Origin of the sequence: Algoriphagus aestuariicola, assembly GCF_017254835.1 — a bacterium.
GTDB lineage: Bacteria > Bacteroidota > Bacteroidia > Cytophagales > Cyclobacteriaceae > Algoriphagus > Algoriphagus aestuariicola.
Map to the genome: position 1 here is coordinate 85,804 of NZ_JAFKCW010000001.1, position 23,174 is coordinate 108,977.

Consider the following 23,174-nt stretch of genomic DNA (forward strand, 5'->3'; position numbering starts at 1 on the left):
GTTAGGCAGGATGCCTTGGAGACTGAGATCATCGGATAAGATTCCGCAGGAGCAGTTTCCTTTTGGAATATCTTCTATGATAAAAGCAATGCTTTGCCGTGACGCTTTTTTTAACATCAATCGAGCTAGGAGACTGGGATTGGTTGGAGATCGCCAATTCTGGCCACTCGATGCAGGTGATCTTGTATCCCCTTTCCAAAAAAAACTGGCTTAGGCCAATCTCGCCCTTGGTGATAATGTCACACCTGTCCGTCTCCTTTGCACCAGGGAATGCCGCTCCAAGCATGTTCATGAAAAATAGGGTGGACAGAAAGGAATAGGTTTGAATATGGGGCAAATCATCTTTCAAACTCCTGGACGGGTGATCCAGAAAGTTGATCGTACTGCCAGATATTGCCACATCCCCAAATCTTTCGAATTGCGTCACGAATCTCTTGTACCACTCTGTGCGAAAAGGACCGTAGCCGCTACGGTTTTGAAACAGGATGTAATCACTGGCTGTGGCCAACGGTCTAACTTTGTCCAAGAGCATTTGATAGGAACTAAAGTCCCGCCCAATATTGGATTTGCGGAAAACTTCCACAAGTGTGACGGTAGGATGATCTTTGAACATGGCCTTTGCCATTTTTACAAAAAGTCGGTCTATGGGATTTGACTTGCGAACATCGCTGATCGCCAGAAACAAAAACACCTGGTCAACTCCAGGATCAAGGTTTTTGATCCTTTTTAGATTTCGTAGATCCTTGTAGTAGAAAAATGAATCATTGGCTGTGGCATAGCAATGAAAGTACTTACGGGAGGTAGCGCTCATGTCGTCGTCGATCTATTTTCTTGGCCTTCGAACTTCTGTCGGATTTTCGGCCATTCTTCGACAAGACGTGTGCCATTGATTTTTCATTACAGGAAAGGGAAATTTCTCGGAACTATTCCGAAGTAGTCATGAATCTTATCCATTGAAGATCAATTTGAATGTCGTGCCTTCCCCGAGCTTGGAGCGAACCTGGATGTTTCCCTTGTGTCGACGCATGATCTGCTTGGAAAGGCTGAGCCCGATGCCGGAGCCTTTCTTTTTGGTGGTGAAGAAGGGTATGAAGATCTTCCCCAAGGCTTCTTCTTCTATTCCTTTTCCGGTATCGCACACCTCCAAGATGATCTTTCCGGCTTCGTCGATGAAGGCCTTCAGGGTGATGGTCTTTTCCTCCGCATCGTCCAGGGCCTGGATGGCGTTTTGGAGCAGGTTGATCAGTACCTGCTCAATCAGGTTCTGGTCCCCGAAGAGGATAAGCTCTCTAGGATTGAGTTCCTTTACCAGCCGGATTCCCTGGTTTTCCAGCTGATTTTGAAGCAGGATCTCCAGATGTTCAAAAAGCTTGGCTATTCCGATACTGGTGAACTTCGGAGTGGGAATATGGGCCAGACTGCGGAAGTCGGAGACAAAATTGATCAGTCCCTCGCTGCGTTTTTCGATCGTACTCATTCCCATGAGGAAGTCTTCGAGCTCTTCCTCTGTGGCCCGTTCGTTGTTCTCGATTTTGTGTTCTATGTCGGCCTTTAGCGTGCCTGCAAGTGAGGAGATCGGAGCGATGGAGTTCATGATCTCGTGGGTGAGGATCTTGACCAGGTTTTGCCAGGCTTCCATTTCCTTTTCCTCGAGTTCGGACTGGATGTTTTGCAATGATACCAACTTGAAGCGCTCGCCCCGCATCAGGAGTTCGATCACATAGACGGATAGCTGCATGATGCCGTCCGGATGGGCGATTTTGATCAGTTCGGAGCCGCCCGTCCGGAGGTTTTGTACCGCAAGGTGGAGTTCCTTGTTGATGCTCTCAATGTCTGAGATGTTCTTGAGGTCATCGATGTTTAGGATTCGCTTGGCAGCGACGTTGAGGATTTGGATTTCCCCATCCTCCCCAAAAGTGATCAGGCCGATACTCAGGTGCTTGAAGACCGAGCGAAAGTACTGGTAGTTGGCCTCTTTTTCCGCCTGGTCCTCCTTGAGCTTTGCCAAGATCGCGTTGAACTCAATATGGAGGTCGTCCGTCTCCGTACCGTCAAACTTGACTGGATAGAGCTGGGAATACTTGTCCTGTTTGATGTTGTCCAGGAAAAGCCGGACTTTTTTGAAGGAACTCTCCGAATATCTCACCAAAAAGATGATTTGGAATACCACGAAAATCAAAAACAGGGAAATCATAAAGACTCCCCAATCATCGATGATGGCGTAGGCTAGTAGAAACAGCGAGGCCGCGACCAGCGCGATGCGGCCCAGCAGGCCAACTCTATAGTCCATATTTTTCCAGTCTTCGGTAGAGCGAGGCGCGGGTTAGTCCCAGCTCCTTGGCCGCCTTGGAGATATTCCCGCCGTTCTTGTCGATGGCGCGCTGTATGGTGCTGCGCTCCATGTCGTCGAGGTTGAGGGTGATGGAGGTCGGAGCTTTGTCGGAGGCTGGCTTTGCGGAAAGGAAAAAGAAGTCCCTCGTGTCCAGTTCATCGCCTTCGGCCATGATTATGGCCCGTTCGATGGCATGCTGAAGTTCTCGGATGTTGCCCGGCCATTGGTAGCGCTGAAGCAATTCCATAGCGGCGGGTTTGAAGCCGACGAAGTTTTTGCGGTACTTCTGGGAATAGTTTTTCAGGAAATAGTTGGCTAGAGTAGGGATGTCATCCTGTCTTTCTCTGAGTGGAGGAAGGAAGATCTCCACGGTATTGATCCGGTATAACAAATCCTGGCGGAAGGTGTTTTCCATCACCATCTCATGCACGTGCATGTTGGTAGCACAGATCAGGCGGATGTCCACTGGGATAGCCTTGTTTGTCCCGATTCGGGTCACTTCTCTTCGCTGTAGGACAGTCAGAAGCTTGGACTGGAGTGGCATCGACAGGTTGCCAATTTCATCCAGGAAGAGCGTTCCCTTGTCGGCGATTTCAAACCGGCCTGCCCGATCGTCTTTGGCATCGGTAAAAGCGCCACGCTTATGTCCAAAGAGCTCTGATTCGAAAAGCGTCTCCGTAATTGCACCCATGTCCACGCCGACGAAGATTTCGTCTTTTCGGAGGGAACGTTCATGTATGGCCCTTGCGATCAGTTCCTTTCCGGTTCCGTTTTCTCCTAGAATCAATACGTTGGCATCGGTTTGGGCTACTTTGTCGATGATCGAAAAGATGTTTTTCATCGACGCCGATGCACCGATGATGTCCGCGTAAGGCTTTTTGAGATCGGTCTGCAGCTGTTTTTGTTTCTTTTGTAGCTTGTCCACCTCGTTATAGCTCTCTTTGAGCTTGATGGCTGCCGAGAGAGTGGCGATGAGCTTTTCATTTTGCCAAGGCTTGAGGATAAAGTCAGTCGCTCCCTCTTTGAGGGCCTGCACGGCCATTTCAACATCCCCAAAGGCCGTGATCAGGATCACTACCGCCTTGGGGTCAATTTCCTTGATTTGGCTGAGCCAGTAGAATCCTTCCTTGCCTGAGGTGGTGTCCTCACGGAAGTTCATGTCCAAGAGAATGACGTCAAAATTGTTATTGTTGATCAAAAAGGGGATTCGTCGGGGGTCTTTTTCAATTACTACTTCCTTGGCGTGCTTTTTCAAAAGCATTTTGGCGGCGAAAAGCAAATCCTCGTTGTCGTCGATGATCAGTATTTTGCCTAGTGTCTGAGCTTCCATGGTCAATTGTTTTGCAGGGTATTGGGAAAATGATGCCAAGTACAATTGAAGCACTTGAGCGGTAATTTTAACAAAAAAGTGTACGAAATTGTATGAATATATACTGTTTTCGGACAGTTTTGTCCGATTGGGCGAACAATTAATTATCCCTACCTTTGTATTTCACTAAATTAAAACTCATGCAAGCAAAGAAAGGAGATGCCGTCAAGGTGCACTACACTGGAAGACTGGATGATGGAAGTGTTTTTGACAGTTCAGAGTCCCGCGAACCGCTAGGCTTCACGCTGGGCGACGGAAATATGATCAAAGGTTTCGATGCGGCAGTGTATGGCATGGTCATCGGAGACAAGAAAACCGTGATGATCCCTGCGGCAGAGGCTTATGGAGAGCGAAGAGATGACATGATGATAGAGGTGCCTTTGAGTCAGGTTCCGCCCAATATTCAGCCGGAGATTGGACTTCAGCTGGTTCTGCAGGGCGGAGGCGGACAGCCCATGCAAGTGACCGTGGTAGATCTGACGGACGAAAAAATCGTCTTGGATGCCAACCACCAGCTTGCCGGAAAGGATCTGATTTTCGATATAGAACTGGTTGCAATCAGCTAAATGGCGTAATGCCTACGTGGCGGATGAAATATCCAGTACAACAACCGATGGAGTGGACTCTGTCGGTTTTTTGTTGCCTGGAGGGACTGGCTGACCACCGCACTCACTTCATTTGCCTCAAGCCTTGGGGAAGCGGATAGATACTGATCAGGTTTTTTTTGACGAGCGCGATGTGTTCTTGGCCAATTTGAAGGTATTGGACATCCTTGGAGGGAAGTGTTCCCAAGTCGAAGATGGCTTGTGACTGCAGGGAATACATTTTGAGGCTTCTGCCTTCGACCCAAAACAGGCTTTCTTTGTAAAAACACATTCGCTGATCGATCATCAGCGTCACTTTTTTCAGAAAGTTGCCTTGGTTGTCAAAGATAAAGATCCCACTGTCTGGGACATTCATAAAAAGTCTGTTTTTGAACTCTCGAATTTCGGAGACTTTTAGGTCTTCGGAGTCGAGGATGAGGTTGAGAGGCTGGGATTGTATGACCAGATTTCGGAGATAGTCTAGGGTTTTGAGGGAAAGATCCGACTCGTCCCACACCCAGATCACGTTGTTGTTGCCCAGTGTAGCCGCTTTGGGAAGAGTCACCTCATTAAGTTGAAAGTTGTTTTCGGCAATCGGGTTTAGAAATCTGTCCAAAACCCGGTATTCTTGTAGATCCGCCGAAAAGCCAAAAATATTCACAGTCCAGGAGGCTTCAAGTTGATGTAACCGAGCCTGGCGCGTGGGTGAATAGACGTTGATTTGTTTTCCTTTTTGATCAAAAAGATAGATGTCTCCGGAGGTATTGCTCGCGTAGATTTGGTCTTTGGTGTCCAGGGACACCAAGTCAAGAAACTCCACGGGGATTTCGGCCATCGGTGCTTCGAAAATCAGGACGTCATGAGAATAGATCGCCTTGGACAAAAAGCCGAAAAATAGGATCAGTGAGAGTTTCATGATTCAAATTTCACGAGCTTGGCTTCATTTCCGTCATATACGAGATAGGTGTATTGTGTGACCCATTCTCCTAGGTTGAAGTAAGTTGATTCCGGTGAAACTTCAAGCTGAAGAGGGAGGTGGCGATGGCCAAAGATGTAGAGATCGTGGTGAAATTTCGATTCGACTTCTTTGCAATATTGCCAGAGCCATTCGTCGTCTCCCAAAAAATGGTTTTCGTTCTTTTCAAGATTGGAGATGCGGCTGTGTCCCGACCATGCCTTGGCCAGTTTGATCCCCAAGTCCGGATGAACCCAGCGAAAGATCCATTGGGCAAAAGGGTTGGTGAACACACGTTTTAGCAGCTTGTAAAAGTGGTCGCCTGGACCCAAGCCATCTCCGTGTCCGACGAGGATTTTTAGTCCCTCCACGACAAGTTCAATCGGATGGTGATAGACAGGAATTCCAAGCTCTTCGGTGAAATAATCCTTCATCCACAGGTCATGGTTACCAGTAAAGAAAAGGATAGGTATCCCCCTGTCGCGAAGCTGTGAGATTTTCGAGATAAACGGAATAAAGCCCTTTGGAACTACCTGCTTGTACTCAAACCAGAAGTCGAAAATGTCACCGACCAAAAAGATTGCCGCAGCGTCGTCAGCTATCATGTCCAGCCAGCTGATGATCTTTCTTTCCCTAGCCTTGCTGGTCTCTGAATCCGGTGCTCCTAGGTGAAAGTCGGACGCGAAATAGAGTTTTTTGCCATTCAGGGGAAAATCCGGCGTGTTAGCTAGCATGTACCAAAGATAGGGTCGAGGGACAAAAATAAGAAAGCCCCGATTGGAGCGGGGCTTTCAGGACTATTTTTCTGGATTGGTTTCCGGCACTTCCGTCTTAGCGGGCTCGATGACCGTATCCCCGTCCTCTGCCTTCGTGTCCAGAGGAGGAGTTGTCTTCTTTTCCTTTTTGTTGGTAAATGCCTGATAGGTGGTCTCTTTGGCAAAAGGGCGCTTTCCGATCAGGTTTTCCAAATCTGCCTGGAAAAGGATCTCTTTTTCGAGCAGTTCCTGTGCGAGTATTTCCAAATGTTCGCGATGCTCATTCAGCAACGCAAGTGTTCTATCATAGGCTACCTGTATCAAATTGCTTACCTCTTGGTCAATCAGTTCAGCTGTGGCCTCAGAGTAAGGCTTGGTCATTTTGTAGCCATCGCTCTTGCTGTCGAAGAAGGATATATTGCCAAGTTTCTCATTCATACCATAAACGGAAACGATGGAATAAGCAAGTTTCGTGATTCTTTCCAAATCGCTCAGTGCTCCGGTAGAGATCTTTCCAAAGATGATTTGCTCAGCTGCGCGACCACCAAGCGTCATGCACATCTCGTCCATGAGTTGTTCGGTTTGGTAGAGGAATTGCTCCTTAGGCAGGTATTGGGCGTAGCCCAAAGCCGCTACCCCACGAGGAACGATACTCACTTTTACCAATGGGTCTGCATGCTCCAGGAACCAACCTGCCACAGCATGTCCTGCTTCGTGATAAGCGACAATACGCTTCTCTTCCGGTGAGATGATCTTGTTTTTCTTTTCAAGTCCACCGATCACCCGGTCCACGGCATCCTGAAAGTCTTGCATATCCACCGCAGTCTTATTTCTACGTGCGGCAATCAATGCGGCTTCGTTACATACGTTGGCGATTTCGGCACCGGCAAAGCCAGGGGTTTGAGCCGCCAATTTTTTAGGGTCGATGTCGTTGGATATCTTGATCGGCGCTAGGTGTACCTTGAAGATCGCCTCGCGACCTACGATATCCGGCTTGTCGATGGAGATCTGACGGTCAAATCGACCCGGCCTCAGCAAAGCACTATCAAGGACATCCGGTCTGTTGGTGGCAGCCAATACGATAACTCCTGTATCAGTCCCAAATCCGTCCATCTCGACAAGAAGGGAGTTGAGGGTATTTTCTCTTTCGTCGTTGGATCCAGGCATCTGGCCTTTGCCTCTGGATCGTCCGATGGCATCTATTTCGTCAATGAAGATGATACAAGGCGCCTTTTCCTTGGCTTGCTTAAACAAATCCCGAACACGCGCAGCACCAACTCCGACGAACATTTCGACAAAATCGGAACCCGAGAGGGTAAAGAACGGTACACCTGCCTCACCGGCTACGGCTTTGGCAAGCAAAGTTTTACCGGTTCCAGGAGGTCCTACCAAGAGGGCGCCTTTTGGAATCTTACCTCCGAGCTTGGTGAATTTTCCCGGATTTTTGAGGAATTCGACGATTTCCTGAATCTCTTCCTTGGCTTCATCCAAGCCTGCCACATTGTCAAAGGTGATCTTTACTTTGTTTTCGGCATCGAAAAGCTGGGCTTTGGATTTGCCCACATTGAAGATCTGCCCGCCGGGACCGGATGGGCCAGCCATTCTCCTCATCATAAACCAGAAGAAGACGAATAACAAAATCAGAAATCCGAAGCTGCCGAAGTAGCTGCTCCAGTTTTCCTCATTGGTGACGGAAGCTCCGATCCTATCTTCCTCAGGTACCTTTTCTTCCAGCGCCTGAAAATCCGTTTGGAACTTGTCCGAAGTGGTCACCTGAAGTGCGTAGTGCGGACCGGATGGATTGAAAAAGGAGGAGTTGGACTCCAGTTCGGTTTTGTACTTGGCGTTTTGCAGGGCTGATGGCTTCAATGTCACATCCACTCGGTTCATATTTCGCACGATCACCACTTTGGACACGTCGCCAGCCAGATACATGTCCTCGAAGCGCTTTTGGGTGATGTCGATCACCGCGCCGCGTTGCTGTATCCAGGTCAATCCCAGAAGCACAAGCACAGCCGCAATAATTAGCCAAAGCTGGAAATTGGGCTTTTGTGGCGCTTTAGGGACAAAATTTTTACTCTTATTTTTTTCGCTCATCGCATTTATGGTAATTCTGTAAACTTAAGGTAAAACGGCTTAAACTCTTGAAAGTTTATCCTTGATTAATTGATCAGCGTGGTTTTCGCATCTCCCCATAGCTCCTCCAAGCCATAGTATTCACGCTTGTCTTTGAGGAAGATGTGTACGACCACATTGACGAAGTCCATCAAGACCCACTCGCCATTAGCTTTGCCCTCCACTCTCCACGCAGGCTTTTCGCCTGACTTGTGCACTTCGTCTTCGATTGATTTGGAGATAGCCTCGAGTTGGGTGTCGGAGTTGCCGGAGCAGATCACGAAGAACTCGGTCACTGCATTTTTGATTTTTCTAAGATCTAGGACTAGGATTTCAGAAGCCTTTTTTTCTTCCATTCCCTTGACGATAACCTTGCTCAAAGCCTCTGCTGTCATATATTGATTTAATTTTACACGGCAATTAAATTACCCAAATCAGCCGAACAGAAAAATTATGTATAAAATTCTTGCCAACACGATTTTTTTGGGCAAACAGGTCCTTTTTCTGCCAGAGTGTCACTCCACCAATGACAAGGCCTTTGAATTGATCCGGGCCGGAGTGATTAAAGACGGCGCGATTGTCATCTGCGACCATCAAACGGCAGGAAAGGGTCAGCGTGGAAATAAGTGGGAGGCAGAGTCTGGACAAAATTTGACCTTTTCTCTGGTGCTGAAGCCTAATTTTCTGGATGTATCCGAGCAGTTTTATCTCAATATGATGATTTCAAACAGTATCAGGAGGTTGTTGCAGGATTACCTTCCAGATTTACAGGTGAAGTGGCCCAACGATCTGGTGGTGCCAGGGAGGGGGAAGATCGGGGGAATTCTAATCGAGAATATTCTCAGTTCTAATGTTTGGGAGTTCGCTGTGGTTGGCATTGGGCTCAATATCAACCAGTGCGGTTTTGGCTCGAGAAAAGCTACCTCACTGGCGCAATTAGCGGGGGGAAGGTACGACTTGGAGGAACTGTTCAAGCTGCTCATCTCACAAATCGAACTTGGGGTGATTGCGCTGAAAAAAGGCAAGCTTGAAGGAGTCAGACAAGACTATCTCCGGCACCTGTTTTTGAAAGACCAATGGAACATTTTCGCGGAAAATGGGTTAGAATTCGAAGGTAAAATCTCTGGAATTTCCAAGGAAGGAAGGCTTATGGTAAGCCTTCGAAATGGCGGCATACGGTCTTTTGGTCTAAAGGAAATTTCCTTTCCCGACGTTTGAGTAAGTTTTCAATTCACAAATTAAGCGGTAACTTTGCGGTCATTCCATGATTTTAATTCTTTAACTATCAATAATATGTCAGAAATCAAATCTGAAAAATTCATTCAATACAAAGTAAAGGACATCTCCCTGGCCGAGTGGGGAAGAAAGGAAATTCGACTGGCCGAGGCGGAAATGCCGGGTTTGATGGCTTTGAGGGCTGAGTTTGGACCTTCGCAGCCCCTCAAGGGAGCGAGGATTGCAGGCTGTCTTCACATGACTATCCAGACAGCAGTATTGATTGAGACGTTGGTGGCGCTGGGGGCCGAGGTGACCTGGTCTTCCTGCAATATTTTCTCCACCCAGGACCACGCGGCAGCGGCTATCGCCGCGGCGGGGATTCAAGTGTATGCCTGGAAAGGCCAGTCGGCCGAGGAGTTTGACTGGTGTATCGAGCAGACGCTGTTTTTTGGGGAGTCCAGACAGCCTTTGAACATGATCCTGGACGACGGCGGAGATCTGACCAACATGGTCTTGGACCAGTATCCGGAATTGGTTGCCGGAATCAGGGGATTGTCCGAGGAAACCACCACAGGGGTTCACCGCTTGTATGAGCGGATGAAAAACGGGACGCTTCCCATGCCGGCGATCAACGTCAACGATTCCGTGACCAAGTCGAAATTTGACAACAAATACGGCTGTAAAGAATCCCTGGTAGATGCGATCCGCCGTGCCACGGATGTGATGATGGCTGGCAAAGTGGCCGTCGTGGCCGGATACGGTGACGTAGGAAAGGGCTCTGCGGCCTCCCTCCGGGGCGCTGGTGCGCGGGTGATCGTGACCGAAATCGACCCGATCTGCGCGCTCCAGGCCGCGATGGATGGATTTGCGGTCAAGAAAATGGCTGATGCGGTGAAAGAAGCCGACATCGTGGTGACCGCCACCGGCAACAAAGACATCATCACCGGCGAGCACTTCAAGGCGATGAAGGACAAGGCGATCGTGTGTAACATCGGCCATTTTGACAACGAAATCGACATGGCTTGGCTGAACAAAAACTATGGACAGACTAAAAATATAATCAAGCCACAGGTGGATCTTTATGACCTGGACGGCAAGGAAATCATCGTTTTGGCCGAAGGCCGCCTAGTCAACCTGGGCTGTGCGACCGGACACCCGTCTTTTGTGATGTCCAATTCCTTTACCAACCAAACGCTGGCTCAGCTGGAGCTATGGGAAAATCATGGGGACTACCAGCCGGGCGTCTATGTATTGCCCAAGCATTTGGATGAGAAGGTGGCTTCACTTCACCTGAGCAAACTGGGCGTGGAGCTCGATACACTCTCCGAAGACCAGGCGCAGTATATCGGTGTGGAGATTCAAGGCCCATTCAAGCCTGAGTACTACCGATATTGATTTTGAGAATAAGTTGCTTATTAAAGTCCCGGAGAGATCTGGGACTTTTTTTATGGGTTTAATTGAAAGGTTCTCCCATCTGGGAGAGAAGAGGTCACAATGGGATTGCAGGTCTCCGTATTTTGAAAAGTCACCTCGTATTCCAATTCTGCAGTTCCTCCTCTAGATACCATCCATAGCTCCTCCCCGGATTGGGGTAGATCCCAGCCTTGCCCGTAGCACTGGAAAAGCTGGACCTTCGCTGTACTAGTAACAATGGAGAAATCTCTGCCTGCAGGGTTCATCCCAGTGATTTTACCCCTGCTAGTGATCGAAGAAGGCTTGAGCTCTTCACTGGAAATAACATAGGACAATTCACCATCAGCGGTGAAGCCAATTCCATTTGCCAATTCTATTCTTAAATTTTCAAAAATCTCTTGGCTCTCTTCTGGAGAAACCCCTTCAAAGTTTCGTTGCCCCTCGATCTTTCCGCCTCTGTAGGTGTAATCTTCGTAGGACAGCGACCAAAGGGAATTGGCCGAATCGGAAAGGGTAAAATCCAAGATGATTTTCCCTGTTCGGGGAATTTTGTTTTCCTGCTCACATACTTCGTCGGAAGAATAATCCAAGGTGATTATAAGGGAATCAAGGCTATGGGTGATACTTGGGCAGCCCGGAAGTTCTTGGGAAAGTATGCTGGAATATTCCGATTGGGAGATATTCGCAAGATAGGACGCTTCGCCTATTGCTTCGGAAAAGCGATAGAACTGCTCGGCCTCCTGTGTCAAGTCGGTATTGATGTCTCTACTCACCTCTTCGGTACACGACCAAAGGAGCGCTAGGATCGAAAAAAGGACTAAAGAATTTTTCATGGTATTTGCTTATTCGGGGTTCCTTTCAATTACCGCGCCTGATTGCTATCTTGGACTGAAACGACATAAATCAGAGGCATGAAATTCGACGAAGGGATGCTCCGGGAAGGAGCGCTCAAAGATAAAAATATTCTGGTGACGGGTGGAGGAACTGGCCTCGGGAGATCGATGAGCGAGTATTTTTTGAAGCTTGGAGCAAATGTGGTGATTTCGTCTCGCAAGCTTGACGTGCTTGAGAAGACTGCAAAGGAAATGTCTGCAGATAGTGGAAATATAGTAGTTCCAGTCGCCTGCGACGTCCGAGACATCGATCAAGTGGAGGCCATGTGGGAAAAAGCAAAAGGAGAACTGGGGCAAATCCACGTCGTGCTGAATAATGCCGCTGGCAATTTTATCAGCCCCACGGAAAGACTCTCTACCCATGCCTTTAATACAATACTAGACATTGTATTGAAAGGGACATCACAAGTTACCTTGACTGCGGGAAAAGACTGGATAGCCGAAAAACAAGCTGGCACCTTTTTGAATATTGTCACGACTTATGCCTGGACTGGATCCGGCTATGTAGTTCCATCGGCTGCGGCCAAGGCAGGTGTTCTGGCATTGACGCGCTCTCTGGCTGTAGAATGGGCCAAATACGGGATCCGATCCAATGCAATTGCCCCAGGGCCATTTCCAACTGAAGGAGCTTGGAGCAGATTGCTTCCCGGCGATTTGGCCAAAAAGTTTGATCCAGCCAAAAAAGTGCCCGTTGGCCGAGTAGGTGAGCATCAGGAGCTTGCCAATCTAGCAGCTTACTTAGTTTCTGACTTCTCCTCCTACGTCAATGGAGAAGTGGTTACTATAGATGGAGGCGAATGGCTCAAGGGGGCGGGGGAATTCAGCAATCTAGACCAGATACCTCAGGAAATGTGGGACATGATGGAGGTTGCCAGGGGAAAAAAGCGCTAAGCCCCAGTCTGATTTGGGGCTATTTGAAAGCAAAATGGAAAATCAGGAATGCATGATCATTCCAGATTGAGACCTCTTTCCCAGGATTGGTTTTGACTGACGGATTCTTTGATGCTTTTTTTCAGGGATTGGTCCAGTAGCTTGGATTCCTTTCTCAGAATGTCGAGAAGCTTTCTGGATTCTGCGGTATGGTTTTCAGATTCCAGTATTTGCAATACGCCAAGAATATTGGCGACTCTGGCCCTCAAGGAGTGAGACTGCTGAAAAGCCAAATCCTGAAGAAAATAGTGGTGGTCTCTCAACCAAATTTCCTGCTTCTTCTTCTCGGTGATGTCGATGAGCAAGCCTTGGATTTTTTTCGGGCGTCCCTCCTTATCCCATTTGACCGTCTTTCCAAAGCCTATCACCCAGATCGTCTGGTTGCCTTTGGAAATAATCCGGAACTCCCTTCGAAGCGGTAAATTTCCGGTCGATTTAAAATGCTGCAATAGATCACGCAAGATCCCCGGGTAGTCTTCGGAGTTGATATGGTTTTGCCATGAAATTTTTTTCAAGTCTTCGAGTTCTTCTGACCGGTAGCCAAGCATTTGGGCAAGACCGCTGCTGATGTAGTCAGTTTTGTTTTCCGGGTCAAACTCCCAAAATCCAAGAAGTTTATTTTCGAGAAGGATATTGAGCAACTCATTGTCGGATGAAATCCCATCTATGAAATCTCCCAATCCCAAATTGTAAGGACGAAGTGGCTCTACCGGATGCCCCAAGCCCAAGCACGTTCCAAAATCGTCCGCAATGAAAAAGAATTCCCATTTTGTCAGGATCGTGGTATTATCCGAATGGTTGATTTTTTGCAGATCGACCATGAACGATTGATGGCTGTTCTTCCAAGCTCTTATTCGGCTGGTTTCGAATTTTGCCCAATCAGTTGACAAAAAGCAGTCTTCAAACTGAAGGGTCTTTTCTTTATTGTCGAAAAATGAGGGGACAGGGCCAATACCCGAATCGGACGAGATCACTCGGCCCGATTTATCCAGGGAGATTTGGAGAAAATGTTCGGAAATATTGGCAAGTTTCCCAAAAACTTGCATTGAGTCCCAATCTTGCATTGCCAAAAATAGTCGAATTATCGGCAAATGTATTCAAAAAACAATTAAATTAATTTAAAATACATATATAATTATTTAAAATGAATAATTTAGCTCTGTTTTTAAATAGGTCAACCTTTGGTGATCCGATAAATTCGGGGAACACTTTGTCGGAACAGGAAGCCAATGTGCTGTTGGATGAATGGGTGAAAAATGAGAAGCTCAAAGTCCATATGAAGCAAGTGGCCCATTTGATGAGAGCATTTTCCGAATCCAAATCCTTCGGAAAAGAAATCGGCCACAAATGGTACCTGGCTGGCCTCCTACATGATGCCGATTGGGACCAATGGCCGGGTCAGCATTGCAAAAAAATCATAGCCGAACTGGAAGACAGAAATCTTGATCCTGATATCATAAGGGCTATTGCATCCCACGGGCCGAGGTATTTTGGAGTTGAACCAGTGACTGAAATGGACAAGATGCTGTATGCCTTCGATGAAATAAGTGGCTTTGTCCATGCCTATTCTCTAATGAGGCCCGAAGGCTACGTCGGGATGGAAGTCAAGGGTGTGAAGAAGCGCTTGAAAGATAAAACTTTTGCGGCGCAAGTGAGCAGGGAAGACATCAATGATGCCTGTGAACGAGCCGGAATTTCACTTGATTATTTAATCCAGTTTGTGATCGACAATCAGCCGGCCGCGAACCTAGGATAGTAAAATGGCCGCAGATCATCATTCTCGGCGGCCACTTTTTTCTATTTAGGATTCTTCCTCTGCTTGGTTTACTGGGCGAAAGTTGCCCGGAGGAAGCTGTTCGGCTACTTCGTCTTTTTCGAAGGGGAAAACTTCGACGATTGGACTCTCCGTAATGTCTGGAACCCGGAAACTTACCAGCATATTGCTGAGGCTTTCTTGAATTCTGTCATAGGCCTGGCGTACATCCTCAGCAGTCACGATCATGTATTGGGTGACTTTCTTTTCTTTGCCATTTTCCCCGTCTGCGATCAGGTAAGTGATCTTGCACTTGTGCCATTGGTCTGCGTCTTCGTAGTAAAAGACATCCACGATATTGCTTTTGCTGATGCCGGTCACTTGAAAGTCTCCCCGGATCTGAGAACCCAAACGGTCATATAGAATTGCCTCGGCTTCGGTGAATGACACCGCATCCACCAAGTATTGTTCGGAAATGCTCTTAAGGAGGCCTTCCTCATTTTCCTTTGCGTATTTGACTTTGCACAAAAACCAGGTTCTCATCTTTTTCACTTTTAGGGATTCGAAGGTACTTTTTCTAATCTAAAGCTGCGAACTGTTAAGCGAGATATCTTCCACGTGGGAGTGGTTGATTTTGGCAACATCTTGAAAATCAATAGGGAAAGTTTGCCGGCTTGGATCGGGCTTGAATGGTAAAAATGGGTATTTAAAAAAGAGTATCTTGTCCCAACAATATACCCATGCGCGAGAGGATTTTATACAGCTTTCCTGTACAGCTTTTTCTGCTTCATTTGAGGAAAAACCTGGCTTTGGTGTTGGTTTGGGTCGTTTTGTTGGGTGTGATTCTCGAGCACTTTGGTGTGGTTTTGGGGATTCCTTTTCTTTTTTTGGATCCAGAATACCTGCACCAAGTTTCCTGGTTGAGCTTTTTTTTGATCGGGGTAGGCATGGCCATCCTGACGATGGCATTTCACATGACCACCTATATCATGGATGGCAGGCAATTCAAGTTTTTGGCGGTCGTGCCCAAGCCCTTTATCCATTTCTGCATCAACAACTCCCTCATTCCGCTTATTTTTTACATAGTTTACAGTGTCAAGTTTGTCATTTTTCAGCTCGACAACGATCTAGCCTCGAACTGGGAGGTGGTCAAGTTCTATGCGGGATTCTCACTTGGTGGGCTCGTGAGTTACAGTCTGATCTTTGGCTACTTTGCTTGGACAAACAAGGATTTCTTTGTGCTTTTTGCAGGGACACTGGACAAGCGTCTACGAAAAGTGAGATTTACTCGGGCCAATGTCCTGAGCCAATACAAGGAACTGAAAATCGTAAAAGACGAGGTAAGCAGCTATTTCAACCTCGGTCTTAAGCTGGTGCCAGTAAGGCCGGACATTTCCAGGTTTGAGACCAGAAAACTCCTCCGGGTCTTCGATCAAAACCACTTGAACCTCTTTTTGATCCAGATTTTTCTGATTCTTTTTGTGCTGTTTTTGGGCTTTTTCAAAGAAAAGGAAATTCTGCAGTTTCCTGCGGCGATGAGCGTGACCCTGCTGCTCGCGATCCTGGTAATGCTGGTGGGGGCGATGAGTTTTTGGCTCAGAAGCTGGGCGACCTTAGTGGTTTTTTTACTGCTGATCACCATCAATTACCTCTCGAACGTTTCTTTTCTCAACCGTCCCCACGAAGCTTATGGAATCGACTATGGAGCGAAACCTGCCCCGTACACCTTGGCTCGATTGGACTCCCTGACCCATCCGGACACGTTGAGAAAAGATCGGGAAAACACCATCCGAATCCTCGAGAATTGGAAGGCGAAATTCCCGGCCGATTCTCTCCCCAAGTTTGTAATCGTGGCTGCGAGCGGGGGAGGGCAGCGGGCGGCACTTTGGACACTCCATGTCCTTCAGACCATCCATGAGAAAACACAAGGGCAAATAACCAAACACACCGAATTGTATACCGGTGCGTCCGGCGGGGTGATCGGCGAGGCTTTTTTCAGGGAAATCTACCTTAGATCGCTCACCGATCCTGCTTTTGACCCGAAAGACCCCAAGTACTTGGCGCAGATTTCCGACGACAACTTAAATCCGATCCTGTTTACCTTATTGGTCAACGACCTCTTGATAAGAAACCAACGATTTGAATATCGGGGATACAGCCATCTCAAAGATCGGGGCTATGCTTTTGAAAACCAGTTGAACATCAATACGAAAAAGATCCTTGACAAGCCCTTGGAATCCTATCGGACTCCAGAAGCTAAAGGTCAGATTCCCCTTTTGCCCGTCACAGCTCTCGTGACCAACGATGGCAGAAAACTCGTCATTTCTCCGCATTCCATGTCGTATTTGGGAAGTTCGATCATGGGCAAATCCGGAGCCGACGAGAAAAAACAGTCCATCGATTTTCTCCGTTTTTTTGTACGGCATAACTCGGGAAATCTTCGGTTTCTGAGCGCATTGAGAATGAGCGCGACCTTTCCCTTCATCACACCCAACGTGGAGCTCCCGTCGACACCGACCATGGAGACGATGGATACGGGCTTGTCCGACAATTTTGGCGTGCAGGATGCGCTTCGGTTTCTTTACGTCTTTCAGGATTGGATTTCCAAAAATACGAGCGGGGTAGTCCTGGTCACCATCCGGGATTCCGAAAAGTCGACGGAGATCCCTCAAACTGAACCACCGAGGATTTTCGAGAAAATCTTCACCCCTTTGAAAAACATATACATCAACTGGGACAATCTTCAGACTATCCAAAACGAGGTCTTGTTCAATTACATGAATGAGTCGATGCCCTTCGAACTGGAGCGGGTAGAGTTTGAGTATGCACCGGAGCAGGTCCAAATAGAGGAACTGACGGGCTCCCAAGAAACGATGCAGCGGGCATCACTCAACTGGAGGCTAACGGCAAAGGAAAAACGGTCGATCATCAACAGCATTGGTTCCTACAAAAACCGACAATCCATCGAAAAAGTCCAGCGTATTTTTCCGGCTAAAAATTGAACTGACCAGATTCTTGGTCAATAAGGAACCCCGATTTTCTTGTAGATAAAATGCATCAGCCAAGCTGGGCCTATCATCAGAAATTGCACGTCCTTAAAAAATGAAGGCTTCTTGCCTTCGATCTTATGTCCAACAAACTGGATGATCCAGGCCACGACAAAAATCGCCAGACTGACCAGCCAGAGCTTACCTGGCAGGGCAAGTTGGATGAAATTGGCCAATGCAAGACACAATGCCGAAAAGAAAAGCATGCCCAGAGTCAGTGGAGCCGAAAGCGAGATGTAGTAGACCAATACCAAGAACAGTACTATCGTCGCCCAGTTCGCGAAGTTGCCCAAAAACGGCAGAGCCTCAGGCAGAAAGCCTGTTGGGATACTAAAAATCAGTCCAACCACGCTGAAAAATATAGCTGGCACACAAAACCAATGGATCAGCTTGTTGGTGTGGTTACGGTGGCTTTCGCCATACTCCTCCAGGAGCAAATCAATTTTTCTCATAGTTTTTTGGGTTTAAATGCGGTAGTTTGAATTCAAATTAGATAACTCACTCCAGAAAATAAACGATATCCGAGCAATGTTGAGTTATTGGGAACGCAAAAACTTTTTCAGCTATAACCTGATTGTAGTCGGCTCTGGCTTTACAGGCTTGTCTACGGCAATAAATTATAAGAAGAAACACCCCAAATCGAGAGTCTTGGTCTTGGAGAAAGGCGTGTTTCCGACAGGGGCAAGTACAAAAAATGCAGGATTTGCCTGCTTTGGAAGCCTAACGGAAATCTTGGATGACTTCTGGAAGATGACGCCTGAGGAAGTGACCACTTTGGTAGAGATGAGATACAGAGGCCTCTGTCAAATCCGTCAAAAGTTTGGGGACAAGGCGCTGCGATATCAGGAAAGCCATGGCTTTGAGATCCTGGAGGAAAAAAACATCACGGCGGTAGACCAAATGGCTGAGGTGAACAGGATGCTGAAAAAGGTGTTTAACAAGAATGTTTTCTCGGTGGTCAAAAAGCCGGAAAAATTCGGATTTTCGCCCCGCGTTAAAATGGTTGTCGAAAACCAATTTGAAGGGGAATTGGATCCAGGCGCGTATCTGGCGGCACTTTGGGAGGAGGCATCCAAGCTTGGTGTCAAGATATTGACCGGTGTAGCCGTGGTCGAGGTGCAAAAGGACGAGGGCATTGTATTGGCTGAAAGCAGCAATAAAGAAGGTCTTTTTGAATTTGTGGGAGGGAGGGTAGCTGTCTGCACCAATGCCTTTACCAAGAAATTGTGGCCTGAATCGGAAATGGAGCCGGGACGGGGCTTGATACTGCTTAGCAAACCCATCGAAGGCCAGGTTCCTTGGAAGGGATCGTTTCACTTGGACAGAGGCTATGTTTATTTTCGGCAGATTGACGGGCGACTACTACTGGGTGGCGCCAGAAACAAAGACTTTGAAAAGGAGAAAACGCTGGAATTTGGAACAAACCCAAAGATCAAGTCCCATCTGGACAGTCTCGCAAGGGAAGTGATTTTTCCAGGCCGGGAGATCGAATGGGAAACGGAATGGACGGGGATCATGGCATTTGGGCCCAAGAAAACCCCGCTCATCCAGCCAATCGGAAAGAAGGTTGCGGTGGCGGTAAGGCTTGGTGGAATGGGAGTTGCCATCGGATGGCAGGTGGGCAAAGAGCTTTCCCGGCTTCTTTCCAAGATGTAATTTGATTTTTTTACTTAGATTCAAACCCTCCAAACAATAGGATTTACTGAATGAAAGGCCAGCCAAAAGCTCCCCGTATTATAGACGCCCTGATTCCCATACTATTCTTAATAGTCCTTCTCATTATCAATATCCAAATCTTTGGAACCGACAGCCTTTCCGGTTCTAATCAGATGGTTCTCATCCTTTCAGCTACCGTCGCGGCCTCCATCGCCGTGTTCAGGCTGGGGATAAATTGGGCAACGCTACAGGACGGGATCATCAAAAGTATAAGCTCGGCGATGAGTGCCATCCTGATCCTATTTTTGATCGGTGCACTGGCAGGCACTTGGCTTCTCAGTGGGATCGTACCTGCTATGATCTATTACGGGCTGAAGGTGTTGAGTCCGGAGATTTTCCTTTTTGCAGCTTGTTTTATCAGTGCGGTAGTTTCTGTGGCCACCGGCAGCAGTTGGACTACTGTAGCGACGGTAGGCGTGGCCCTCCTTGGGATTGGAAAAGCGCTTGGATTTGAGGAAGGAATTATAGCCGGAGCCATCATTTCCGGAGCCTATTTCGGGGATAAGATGTCACCTCTTAGCGATACCACCAACCTGGCGCCTGCGATGGCGGGCACAGACCTTTTCACCCATATCCGGTACATGGCAAAGACAACCGTGCCGACCATTATCATTACCCTGATCTTATTTTCGGTGATCGGGCTGAACTATGAGACAGCGGGAAGCGTGGAAGAAGTAAAGGCGATTTCGGAGGTAATCTCGGGAGCCTTTAATATTAGCGGATGGCTGTTTATCGTTCCATTGGCGGTGATTCTGATGATTGTCAATAAGGTTCCTGCCGTCCCTGCTTTACTGGTGGGAGCGTTGTTGGGAGGTGTTTTTGCTTTGATTTTCCAGCCGGAGGTCGTGGCTACCATCGCCAACGATAGCGGAAACTACCTGTATTTGGGCTTCAAGGCAGTGATGATGGCGCTTTACGGCGAGATACAAATCGTCACAGACAATGATGTGGTCAATGAGCTTTTGGCGACGGGAGGAATGGGCGGTATGTTGAATACCATTTGGCTGATCATTTGCGCGATGGTCTTGGGAGGAATCATGGAAGAAAGCGGCATGCTCCAGGTCTTGGCTGAGGCGGTGATCAGAAAGGTCCATTCTGTGGGCTCGCTCATAGCATCCACGGCGGCGACCTGCATATTTTTCAATGTGACCACCTCAGACCAGTACCTTGCGATTTTGGTGCCTGGCCGGATGTATGCCGACGTCTACCGAAAGCGTGGACTGAGGCCTGAAAACCTTAGCCGAACCCTCGAGGACTCCGCAACGGTGACGTCGGTCTTGGTACCTTGGAATACCTGCGGCGCGACCCAAGCCTCCGTCTTGGGAGTAGCGACTTTGACCTATGCACCCTATTGTTTTTTCAATATTATCAGTCCGATCATGACCATTCTGTACGGTTATTTGAAAATCGGGATTCACTATTATGAGCCGGAAGAAGAGTTGGTATGATTCCCTACAGTATTAGCAAAGAAGAAATTAACGAGTTGCCCTTGGGCCAGTTTGAAGGTGAGATTTTCCTGATTGACCATCCTGACCAGGTGGAAGAGGCAGTGGAGTTTTTGGCTAGCCAGCGGATCATCGGGTTTGATACGGAGACGAAACCTTCGTTCAGAAAAGGCCAGTTTAACCATGTATCGCTTTTACAGCTTTCCACCTCCCGCCAAGCCTTCTTATTTAGACTGAACAAGATTGGCTTTCCCGATTCCCTGCGTAATCTGATGGAGCAGGAGAATCTGGTAAAGGTCGGCGCTGCTGTTCATGACGATTTGAAGGGCCTGAAAAAGCTGACCGATAGTTTCTACCCCCAATCTTTCTTTGACCTGAATGATGAATTGAAAAAAGTTGGTTTTCACAATGTAGGCGTCCGAAATCTAAGCGGAATGGTGCTGAAGATCCGGATCTCCAAGACCGAGCAAGTGTCCAACTGGGAGTCTGAAACACTGACCGAAAAACAACAGCGCTATGCGGCCACCGACGCATGGGCTTGCCTGGAGGTGTTCAACCTATTGCGAAAAGAGGGATATCTGGATAGTTTATTCAGTCGGGATTGATCACTATCCCGTCGATTTCATTCAGCTTTCCCAAAACCTTTTCGGCCAGTCCTTCTCTCAGCGATAAGACCATCCTGCAATCCAATTCCATTTCTTGGGAAATAACTTCGAGTTCGTGGCCTTTCACCACTTTCATCACTTCATTCATCGCCGGGTAGGGAAATTTCAGTCTCACCGAAATTTTCATCCACTCTCTCACGACGACATTTTCCTCTATGGCTAGAGACGCCGCGGTCTTATAAGCTTTGATGAGGCCGCTCACGCCTAGCTTGGTGCCCCCAAAATAGCGCACAATTACAATCAGGACGTTGGTGAGCCGATGGGAGCGAATCTGCCCGAGAATGGGATCTCCAGCGGAATGGTTGGGCTCGCCGTCATCGTTTGCACGAAAAAACTGACCGTCTTTGCCTAATATCCATGCGAAGCAATGGTGGGTCGCGTCGAAATAATTTTTTCGAAGGTCCGCCAGATGGGCTTTGATGTCATCTTCGGATTTGATGGGAAAGGCAAAGTAGAGGAATTTGCTTCCCTGATCCTTGAAAACTCCGGCGCTCTTCCCAGCCAAAGTCAGGTAGGAGTCACTTTCGTCTGGATTTTCGGGGAAATTACTCATCGTGCCTGTGGGTATAGCTGGCCCGAAAATAGAAAATTAACCTGGGGCTAACCCCTCCATAACCTGTTTTGTCTTATTTTTAGTACTATAATGAAAGATTTGGAAGCAGTGAAACTCGCTTATCAAGCGCCGAGATTTATTGAAATACCCGGAAATACGAGTGATAGTAGTTCCGTGCATTTTTGGGAAAATTCGGGACTTTTTCCCGATGGTATTCTGCGTTGCTTCTGGATATCCCAAGTAAAAGTCGGCGAGTCGAGAGGTAATCATGCCCACTTGCGGGAGTCTCAGGTGATCGTCGCGATGAAGGGGAAGCTGGAGATCATATCGGAAGGGTTGGATGGGGTCGAGCGGGGATTTACGCTTGAGGAGCCAGGCCTTGGAGTTTTCGTTCCGCCTTTAAACTGGATTGAAATCCGTTTTTCGGAGGATGCGGTTTTGTTGGGGCTTGGAGATCATGCGTTTGATGAAGAGGATTTTATAAGAGACAAGAACTATTTTGGAAGCTTACAGAAAGGGAATTATTGATTCACACGAATTGGCTGTTTATTCCTCCATCGAGGAGTCCTTCCCCTATTTCCTTCGAAGCTGCCCGACGGTCGGATACCCAAAACAGCTTGATTTCCGATGGTTAAAGAAAGGCAAAGTCAAAGCTTCAATCACTTTTGCGATTTCAGAACGTGCCGAGGCAATATCACTTCCTCAGTCGCCGTTTGGAGGGATTTTCGTCGAGATTAGCCTTTCTTCTGCCGAGCTCGAGAAGTTCGTCAAGGCCGTAGTGGAGGAGCTGCGACGTCGCCAGATCTCCTTGGTAAAAATCGTCCAGCCACCCAAGCCCTATGAGTCCGGTTTCGATCTTATCAACTATCTCCTTTACAAAAATGGCTTTGCCCAGGAATCCGTGCTGAGTCACCAGTTCTTTATCGGGAAAAAGAAAATCAAGAAACTAGCGAAAAAGGAGCAGTCCAAATTCCAAACAAAGGCAAAGGAGATGGGGGCAAAAGTGCAGGCCGGCCCGATTCAAAACTTCGGATTTCTCCAGGAAATCAGGGCTTGGAATAGGGAAAAAGGCTTTGATGCGAATTTTGATGACAAAAGATTGATAGCCCATGTGTCGGAATATCCCGAACGATATTTTCTGATCAGTGTGCTGAAAGAAGACAAGGCGGTAGCGCACACGCTAGCGGTGCAACTTACGCCGGACTCTTTCTATTATTTTCTATCCGCCATTCAGCCGAGATGCGCTTTGAAAAACGTCGGGGAGTTATGTCTCTTTCAGCTTTTCCAGCTCGCCGCCGAGCACAATTCCAATTTTATAGACCTGGGCTCTTCGGATACGGATGCCGGGGCCAATCACAGTCTGATATTTTTCAAGTCCCGCTTCTCCAACGATGTCTGCAATAAGATCTCGTGGAGTTTGATGCTTTGACT

The 23,174-nt window shown here is 47.7% G+C and carries 23 protein-coding genes; 11 read left to right on the forward strand and 12 right to left on the reverse strand.

Annotated features, from left to right (window positions below):
• Positions 1-28: 28 nt before the first annotated feature.
• The 3 genes from J0A67_RS00365 to J0A67_RS00375 all read right to left on the reverse strand — a co-directional run bounded on the left by J0A67_RS00365 (position 29) and on the right by J0A67_RS00375 (position 3,662).
• Entirely contained in the window at positions 29-811 is a 783-nt protein-coding gene (locus tag J0A67_RS00365; RefSeq protein ID WP_206567289.1) for a hypothetical protein, read from the reverse strand.
• Positions 812-946: 135 nt separating this feature from the next.
• Positions 947-2,290, reverse strand: a complete 1,344-nt coding sequence (locus J0A67_RS00370; RefSeq protein WP_206567290.1) for a sensor histidine kinase — start codon at positions 2,288-2,290, stop codon at positions 947-949.
• On the reverse strand, positions 2,280-3,662 hold the full coding sequence (locus J0A67_RS00375) for a sigma-54-dependent transcriptional regulator (RefSeq protein WP_206567291.1): 1,383 nt from the start codon (positions 3,660-3,662) through the stop codon (positions 2,280-2,282). The genes J0A67_RS00370 and J0A67_RS00375 overlap by 11 nt, the downstream gene beginning before the upstream one ends.
• A gap of 179 nt (positions 3,663-3,841) precedes the next feature.
• On the opposite strand from J0A67_RS00375, the gene J0A67_RS00380 reads away from it, so the two are divergent.
• A complete protein-coding gene (locus J0A67_RS00380; protein WP_206567292.1) occupies positions 3,842-4,267 on the forward strand; it encodes an FKBP-type peptidyl-prolyl cis-trans isomerase in 426 nt (141 codons plus the stop codon).
• Positions 4,268-4,370: 103 nt separating this feature from the next.
• On the opposite strand, the gene J0A67_RS00385 is transcribed toward J0A67_RS00380, so the two are convergent.
• The 4 genes from J0A67_RS00385 to rsfS all read right to left on the reverse strand — a co-directional run bounded on the left by J0A67_RS00385 (position 4,371) and on the right by rsfS (position 8,505).
• On the reverse strand, positions 4,371-5,201 hold the full coding sequence (locus J0A67_RS00385) for a hypothetical protein (RefSeq protein WP_206567293.1): 831 nt from the start codon (positions 5,199-5,201) through the stop codon (positions 4,371-4,373).
• Positions 5,198-5,974: a UDP-2,3-diacylglucosamine diphosphatase gene (locus J0A67_RS00390; RefSeq protein ID WP_206567294.1), complete on the reverse strand. Its 777-nt coding sequence runs from the start codon at positions 5,972-5,974 to the stop codon at positions 5,198-5,200. Before J0A67_RS00390 ends, J0A67_RS00385 begins: the two co-directional genes overlap by 4 nt.
• A 63-nt stretch (positions 5,975-6,037) precedes the next feature.
• Positions 6,038-8,092, reverse strand: coding sequence for an ATP-dependent zinc metalloprotease FtsH (gene ftsH / locus J0A67_RS00395; RefSeq protein ID WP_206567295.1), 2,055 nt, complete (start codon positions 8,090-8,092; stop codon positions 6,038-6,040).
• Positions 8,093-8,157: 65 nt separating this feature from the next.
• Entirely contained in the window at positions 8,158-8,505 is a 348-nt protein-coding gene (gene rsfS / locus J0A67_RS00400; RefSeq protein ID WP_206567296.1) for a ribosome silencing factor, read from the reverse strand.
• A gap of 58 nt (positions 8,506-8,563) precedes the next feature.
• On the opposite strand from rsfS, the gene J0A67_RS00405 reads away from it, so the two are divergent.
• On the forward strand, positions 8,564-9,328 hold the full coding sequence (locus tag J0A67_RS00405) for a biotin--[acetyl-CoA-carboxylase] ligase (RefSeq protein ID WP_206567297.1): 765 nt from the start codon (positions 8,564-8,566) through the stop codon (positions 9,326-9,328).
• A 75-nt stretch (positions 9,329-9,403) separates the two neighbouring features.
• Positions 9,404-10,723, forward strand: a complete 1,320-nt coding sequence (gene ahcY, locus J0A67_RS00410; protein ID WP_206567298.1) for an adenosylhomocysteinase — start codon at positions 9,404-9,406, stop codon at positions 10,721-10,723.
• A gap of 50 nt (positions 10,724-10,773) precedes the next feature.
• On the opposite strand, the gene J0A67_RS00415 is transcribed toward ahcY, so the two are convergent.
• On the reverse strand, positions 10,774-11,574 hold the full coding sequence (locus tag J0A67_RS00415; RefSeq protein WP_206567299.1) for a hypothetical protein: 801 nt from the start codon (positions 11,572-11,574) through the stop codon (positions 10,774-10,776).
• Between the two features lie 78 nt (positions 11,575-11,652).
• On the opposite strand from J0A67_RS00415, the gene J0A67_RS00420 reads away from it, so the two are divergent.
• On the forward strand, positions 11,653-12,525 hold the full coding sequence (locus J0A67_RS00420) for an SDR family oxidoreductase (protein ID WP_206567300.1): 873 nt from the start codon (positions 11,653-11,655) through the stop codon (positions 12,523-12,525).
• 56 nt (positions 12,526-12,581) lie between these two features.
• Here J0A67_RS00420 and J0A67_RS00425 read toward each other — a convergent pair whose 3' ends face one another.
• Complete coding sequence (locus J0A67_RS00425) at positions 12,582-13,385, reverse strand: PAS domain-containing protein (protein ID WP_206567301.1); 804 nt, start codon at positions 13,383-13,385, stop codon at positions 12,582-12,584.
• A 323-nt stretch (positions 13,386-13,708) separates the two neighbouring features.
• On the opposite strand from J0A67_RS00425, the gene J0A67_RS00430 reads away from it, so the two are divergent.
• On the forward strand, positions 13,709-14,320 hold the full coding sequence (locus J0A67_RS00430) for a hydrolase (RefSeq protein ID WP_206567302.1): 612 nt from the start codon (positions 13,709-13,711) through the stop codon (positions 14,318-14,320).
• A 45-nt stretch (positions 14,321-14,365) separates the two neighbouring features.
• Here J0A67_RS00430 and J0A67_RS00435 read toward each other — a convergent pair whose 3' ends face one another.
• The gene (locus J0A67_RS00435; protein WP_206567303.1) at positions 14,366-14,860 is read right to left on the reverse strand and encodes a DUF4494 domain-containing protein; all 495 of its coding nucleotides are present in this window, start codon (positions 14,858-14,860) and stop codon (positions 14,366-14,368) included.
• Between the two features lie 197 nt (positions 14,861-15,057).
• Here J0A67_RS00435 and J0A67_RS00440 point away from each other — a divergent pair, with 197 nt between their 5' ends.
• A complete protein-coding gene (locus tag J0A67_RS00440; RefSeq protein ID WP_206567304.1) occupies positions 15,058-17,319 on the forward strand; it encodes a patatin-like phospholipase family protein in 2,262 nt (753 codons plus the stop codon).
• A 17-nt stretch (positions 17,320-17,336) separates the two neighbouring features.
• Here the strand turns inward: J0A67_RS00440 and J0A67_RS00445 are convergent, their stop codons facing one another.
• On the reverse strand, positions 17,337-17,816 hold the full coding sequence (locus J0A67_RS00445; RefSeq protein ID WP_206567305.1) for an Mpo1 family 2-hydroxy fatty acid dioxygenase: 480 nt from the start codon (positions 17,814-17,816) through the stop codon (positions 17,337-17,339).
• A 76-nt stretch (positions 17,817-17,892) separates the two neighbouring features.
• Here J0A67_RS00445 and J0A67_RS00450 point away from each other — a divergent pair, with 76 nt between their 5' ends.
• The 3 genes from J0A67_RS00450 to J0A67_RS00460 are packed head-to-tail and all read left to right on the forward strand — an operon-like array spanning position 17,893 to position 21,130.
• Positions 17,893-19,020: an NAD(P)/FAD-dependent oxidoreductase gene (locus J0A67_RS00450; RefSeq protein WP_206567306.1), complete on the forward strand. Its 1,128-nt coding sequence runs from the start codon at positions 17,893-17,895 to the stop codon at positions 19,018-19,020.
• Positions 19,021-19,070: 50 nt separating this feature from the next.
• Positions 19,071-20,528, forward strand: coding sequence for a Na+/H+ antiporter NhaC (nhaC, locus tag J0A67_RS00455; RefSeq protein WP_206567307.1), 1,458 nt, complete (start codon positions 19,071-19,073; stop codon positions 20,526-20,528).
• Positions 20,525-21,130, forward strand: a complete 606-nt coding sequence (locus tag J0A67_RS00460; RefSeq protein WP_206567308.1) for a 3'-5' exonuclease — start codon at positions 20,525-20,527, stop codon at positions 21,128-21,130. Before nhaC ends, J0A67_RS00460 begins: the two co-directional genes overlap by 4 nt.
• Here J0A67_RS00460 and J0A67_RS00465 read toward each other — a convergent pair.
• Positions 21,117-21,743: an IMPACT family protein gene (locus tag J0A67_RS00465; RefSeq protein WP_206567309.1), complete on the reverse strand. Its 627-nt coding sequence runs from the start codon at positions 21,741-21,743 to the stop codon at positions 21,117-21,119. The two genes, J0A67_RS00460 and J0A67_RS00465, sit on opposite strands and share 14 nt — an antisense overlap.
• Positions 21,744-21,833: 90 nt before the next feature.
• Between J0A67_RS00465 and J0A67_RS00470 the strand changes: the two genes are divergently transcribed.
• Positions 21,834-22,271, forward strand: coding sequence for a sugar 3,4-ketoisomerase (locus J0A67_RS00470; RefSeq protein WP_206567310.1), 438 nt, complete (start codon positions 21,834-21,836; stop codon positions 22,269-22,271).
• Positions 22,243-23,172 carry a hypothetical protein gene (locus J0A67_RS00475; RefSeq protein ID WP_206567311.1) on the forward strand — a complete coding sequence of 310 codons (930 nt, stop codon included), beginning with the start codon at positions 22,243-22,245 and terminating at the stop codon, positions 23,170-23,172. The genes J0A67_RS00470 and J0A67_RS00475 overlap by 29 nt, the downstream gene beginning before the upstream one ends.
• Positions 23,173-23,174: the final 2 nt, after the last annotated feature.